This window comes from Caulobacter sp. B11 (assembly GCF_002737765.1).
GTDB lineage: Bacteria > Pseudomonadota > Alphaproteobacteria > Caulobacterales > Caulobacteraceae > Caulobacter.
The window spans coordinates 1-4,279 of the sequence record NZ_PEGG01000290.1 but is presented as its reverse complement, the minus strand read 5'-3'; the positions used below and the strand labels follow the sequence as shown (position 1 = coordinate 4,279).

Annotated in this window: 4 protein-coding genes and 1 tRNA gene; 3 read left to right on the top strand and 2 right to left on the bottom strand. The window is 65.9% G+C overall.

Going from position 1 to position 4,279, the window contains the following annotated elements; translation table 11 throughout:
• Nucleotides 1–148 precede the first annotated feature (148 nt).
• Complete coding sequence (locus CSW58_RS11305) at nucleotides 149–916, bottom strand: SDR family NAD(P)-dependent oxidoreductase (RefSeq protein ID WP_099447358.1); 768 nt, start codon at nucleotides 914–916, stop codon at nucleotides 149–151.
• Nucleotides 917–1,133: 217 nt separating this feature from the next.
• Here CSW58_RS11305 and CSW58_RS11300 point away from each other — a divergent pair, with 217 nt between their 5' ends.
• On the top strand, nucleotides 1,134–2,810 hold the full coding sequence (locus CSW58_RS11300) for an MBL fold metallo-hydrolase RNA specificity domain-containing protein (RefSeq protein WP_099447357.1): 1,677 nt from the start codon (nucleotides 1,134–1,136) through the stop codon (nucleotides 2,808–2,810).
• 42 nt (nucleotides 2,811–2,852) lie between these two features.
• Here the strand turns inward: CSW58_RS11300 and CSW58_RS11295 are convergent.
• A tRNA-Thr gene (locus tag CSW58_RS11295) sits at nucleotides 2,853–2,927 on the bottom strand.
• A 54-nt stretch (nucleotides 2,928–2,981) separates the two neighbouring features.
• Between CSW58_RS11295 and CSW58_RS13790 the strand changes: the two genes are divergently transcribed.
• Complete coding sequence (locus CSW58_RS13790; protein ID WP_143755180.1) at nucleotides 2,982–3,164, top strand: hypothetical protein; 183 nt, start codon at nucleotides 2,982–2,984, stop codon at nucleotides 3,162–3,164.
• A 107-nt stretch (nucleotides 3,165–3,271) separates the two neighbouring features.
• The coding region (gene murA / locus CSW58_RS11290) for a UDP-N-acetylglucosamine 1-carboxyvinyltransferase (RefSeq protein WP_099447356.1) at nucleotides 3,272–4,279 on the top strand (1,008 nt) is incomplete at its 3' end.

Genomic DNA, 4,279 nt, shown 5'->3' with positions numbered 1-4,279 from the left:
TTCACCATCCGGCGTACGGTGTTCGCCGATCGCACCACGCGCGCCGTGGCCTTCGTCGAGGACCGCGCTATCGACCCCGCGCACCTTCATGTCGTTCCGGGTGCGAAAGACGTTCTGAGGGGCTTCGAGCGGAGGGACGACGACCTGTTCAGCGGGCCGTGTACCCGCCGTCGATCACGAGCTCCAACCCTGTCACGAACTTGGATTCATCGGAGGCCAGATAGACCGCGCCCCAGGCGATGTCGTCGGGCTCGCCCATGTGACCCAGCGGGTGAAGCGCGGCCGTGGCCAAGCGTGCCGCCTCTGGATCCTCCGTGGTCTGCAGGTGGGCCTCAACCATCGGGGTCCAGATGAAGCCGGGATGGATCGAGTTCACCCGGATCTTGTCGGGCGCATAGAGCAGGGCGTCCGTCTTGGTCATCAGCCTCACGGCGCCCTTAGAGGCATGATAGGGCGGCACGTCCGCGCCGCCGACCAGGCCATAGATCGACGACAGGTTGATGATGCTGCCGCCCCCGGCGCGACGCAGGTGAGCGATGGCGTGTTTGACGCCGAAGAACACGCCCTTGACGTTGATCGCCTGCACATGATCCCACTCGGCTTCGGTCACCTCGTGGGTGGGCTTGTTGACCCCCGCGATTCCGGCGTTGTTGACGAGGATGTCGAGGCGGCCGAACTGGCCGACGACCGCCTCCAGGGCCTTTTCGACCTCGGCTTCGCGGCTGACGTCGCAACGCTGGTAAATGGCCTTGAGGCCGCGCGCTGACAGCTCCGAGACCAGGGCCTGACCAGGGCCGTCCTGGACGTCCAGAATCCCGACCGAGGCGCCGGCCTCGGCCATGCGGATCGTGATCGCCCGCCCCAGCCCGACCGCCGCGCCCGTGATCGCCGCCACCTTGTTCGCCAGCCTGTCCATCGAAGATCTCCCTAAGCGCCTCAAGGCCATCAGACCCTGTCTTTGAAGGCACCGCCTTGCGCAGGGTCAAAGCCCCTTGATACGGATCAAGTTCGACGGCGTGCGCACAGGGCAAGAGAGCAGGGCGGTCATTCGACCACGGCCCGCATCATGATTTTAATCCGCTGGGCTCGAGGCATTCGCCATTGGGTCTCGTGACGAGAGGAAGCGCCGTTCAATGGCCTTGACCCTGACCTTCCACGGCGCCGCCGAGTGTGTCACCGGCTTTTGCGCCCGTCTTAGCAGCGACGACTTCACCCTGCTGATCGACTGCGGGATGTTCCAAGGTTCAAAGACCCTCAAGGCGCTGAACTACGAGCCCTTTCCCTTTGACGTCAGCAAGGTCGACGCTGTGCTGCTGACCCATGCCCATATCGACCATTCCGGCATGCTGCCCAAGCTGATGCGGGCCGGCTACAGCGGTCCGATCTATGCGACGGCCGCGACCAGGGCCCTGTGCGAGGTCATGCTGGCCGACGCGGGCGAAATCCAGGAAAGCGAAGTCTTCCATCTCAACCGCCGCAACCAGCAGCGCGGGCGACCGCAGGTCGAGCCCGTCTATACGGCCCGGGACGCGGCCAAGACCATGGACCTGTTTCGCAAGGTCAAGATCGACGACCTGGTCGACATCGTTCCGGGCGTTAAGGCGCGGTACTGGAACGCCGGGCACATGCTGGGCGCCGCCTCGATCGAGCTAATCGTCGAAGTCGACGGCGAAACCCAGACTCTTCTGTTCTCGGGCGACCTTGGCGCCGGGGGCCAGGACTATCTTCCAGAACCCACCGGGCCATCGGGCATCGATCATCTCGTGCTGGAATCGACCTATGGCGACCGGGAACGCGAGGCGGCCGATACGGTCGGGCGCCGCCGTTTGCTGGCCGAGGAATTGCGCCAGGCCCATGCCGCCGGCGGCCCGCTTCTGATGCCGACCTTCGCCGTGGGGCGGGCTCAGGAACTGCTGCTGGATCTTCTCGCCGTCATGGAATCTGGCGAAGCGCCGCGCGGCGAAATCTTCCTCGACTCGCCGCTGGCGATCGAGGCGACCGACGTCTTCCTGGAGCGGGGCTGGAACCGCGATACCGAGACCAATTCCTTTACGAAACTGAGCCACGCCGCGCATTTGCACTATCTGATGAAGCCGCAGGAGAGCGACCAGCTCGAACGGCTCCGTGATTGGCACATCATCCTAGCCGGTAGCGGCATGTGCGACGCGGGTCGAATTCGGCGCCATCTCAAGCGGCTGCTATGGCGGCCCGAAGTGACGGTGTTGATCAGCGGTTTTCAGGCTGCTGGAACCCTGGGGCGCCTGCTGGTCGACGGCAAACGCCTGGTGCGGATCCAGGGGGACGATGTGAGGGTCAAGGCCCGTATTCGGGTGATCGACGTCTATTCAGCCCATGCCGACGCCGCAGGGCTTGTGCGCTGGGCCAGCGACCGCCAACCGATCAAGGCGCAGGTGTTTCTGGCTCATGGTGAGCCGGGCGCGCTTGAAGGTCTTTCTGAGCGGCTCAAGGCGGCTGGATTTGACCCGGCCAGGATCGCCATTCCCGCCCTCGACCAGACCTTCCAACTGTCGCCCTCGGGCGGCGCGCGGCTGATCGGCGCGCGCCCGCCGCGCCTGGCGCCGGGCCGCGCGGCCAGCCTGGACTGGCACAATGAGCGCGCGGATCTGTTTGTGCGGCTCAATGCCCGGATTCAGGAGGCGCCCAGCGAAGAGGCCCGTCAGCGTCTGCTGCGCGCGCTCGCCGACGTGCTCGATGCGGCGGACGCCGAGGCGGGATCATCGGATCCCGACCCCGCGGCGGACCCGACGACCCCAAAGGTCACGGATGGCGTTCAGAGTGACGATGTATGAGAGAATGGTCGGTCCCAAACCCCTTGCGGGATTTGGGACCGATGGTGCCACGACTGGGACTCGAACCCAGGACCTCAGCCTTACCAAGGATGCGCTCTACCACTGAGCTACCGCGGCGAAGAGGAGGGGGCGTATAGCGAACGAAACGGCGTTGGCAAAGCCAAAATCGTCTTGACCGATCGTCGCGGCCATTTCACCTGTGGATGCATGAGCGAAAAACCCAAGCCGGACAACGGAAAGGCCGAACGCGAAGCGCGGCTGGCCCAGGCGCTGCGGACCAATCTTCGTCGTCGCAAGCTGGGTCCGGCGCCGGCCGCGACGCCGATTCCACTGCAAGACGCCGACGCCGTCTAAGGATTCCGCGCCCATGCCTTGCATGCGCCCTTGCAACCGCTAGAACCGCGCACTCAGATATTATCCGCGCGACGCCCTTGCCCCGCCGCGCGCCCGAGGGACTTTCATTGGATCGCATCGCCATCACCGGCGGCGCGCAGCTCAACGGGATCATTCCCGTCAGCGGCGCCAAGAACTCCGCCATCAAGCTGATGGCCGCCAGTCTGCTCACCGACGAGCCGCTGCGCCTGACCAACATGCCGCGCCTGGCCGACACCAAGTTCCTCGGCAAGCTGCTGACCCGCCTGGGATCGCGGGTCGAGGAAATCGAGGGACCCGACGGCTCGGAGACGATCCTGCATGCGCCCGAGATCGTCAGCGCCATCGCCACCTATGATCTGGTGCGGCAGATGCGCGCCTCGTTCAACGTGCTCGGTCCGCTGATCGCCCGCACAGGCCAGGCCAAGGTCTCGCTGCCGGGCGGCTGTACGATCGGCGCGCGGCCGGTCGACCTGCACCTCCAGGCGCTTGAGGCCCTGGGGGCCAAGATCGACCTGCATGAGGGCTATGTCTACGCCCAGGCCCCGCGTGGGCTAAAGGGCGCGGAGATCGTCTTTCCCTTCGTCTCGGTGGGCGCGACCGAGCACGCCATGCTGGCCGCCGTCCTGGCCGACGGCGTCACGGTGATCCGTAACGCCGCCTGTGAGCCGGAACTGGTCGACCTGCAGATCTGCCTCAACGCCATGGGCGCGCATGTGGAGGGGGCGGGAACCCCGACCATCACCATCAGCGGCGTGGCCAAGCTGCACGGCGCGACCCATGCGGTGATCCCCGACCGGATCGAGATGGGCACCTATGCCGTCGCCGCCGCCATGGCGGGCGGCGAGGTTCGCCTGACCAAGGCGCGTCCCGACCTGATCGACAGCCTGCTGGTCAAGCTGGAAGAGGCAGGCTGCGGCGTGGTTCGCACCGAGGACGGGGTGATCATCAAGCGCGATGGCTCGCGACTGCGCGCCGTCGATCTGGAGACCGCGCCCTATCCGGGGTTCGCCACCGACCTGCAGGCCCAGTTCATGGCCCTGATGACCACCGCCAAGGGCGAGAGCCGGATCCGCGAGACGATCTTCGAGAACCGC

Excerpts from the sequence above, each read along its gene's own strand:
- CSW58_RS11305 (WP_099447358.1), bottom strand. The coding sequence starts at position 916 with ATGGACAGGCTGGCGAACAAGGTGGCGGCGATCACGGGCGCGGCGGTC.
- CSW58_RS11300 (WP_099447357.1), top strand. The coding sequence starts at position 1,134 with ATGGCCTTGACCCTGACCTTCCACGGCGCCGCCGAGTGTGTCACCGGC.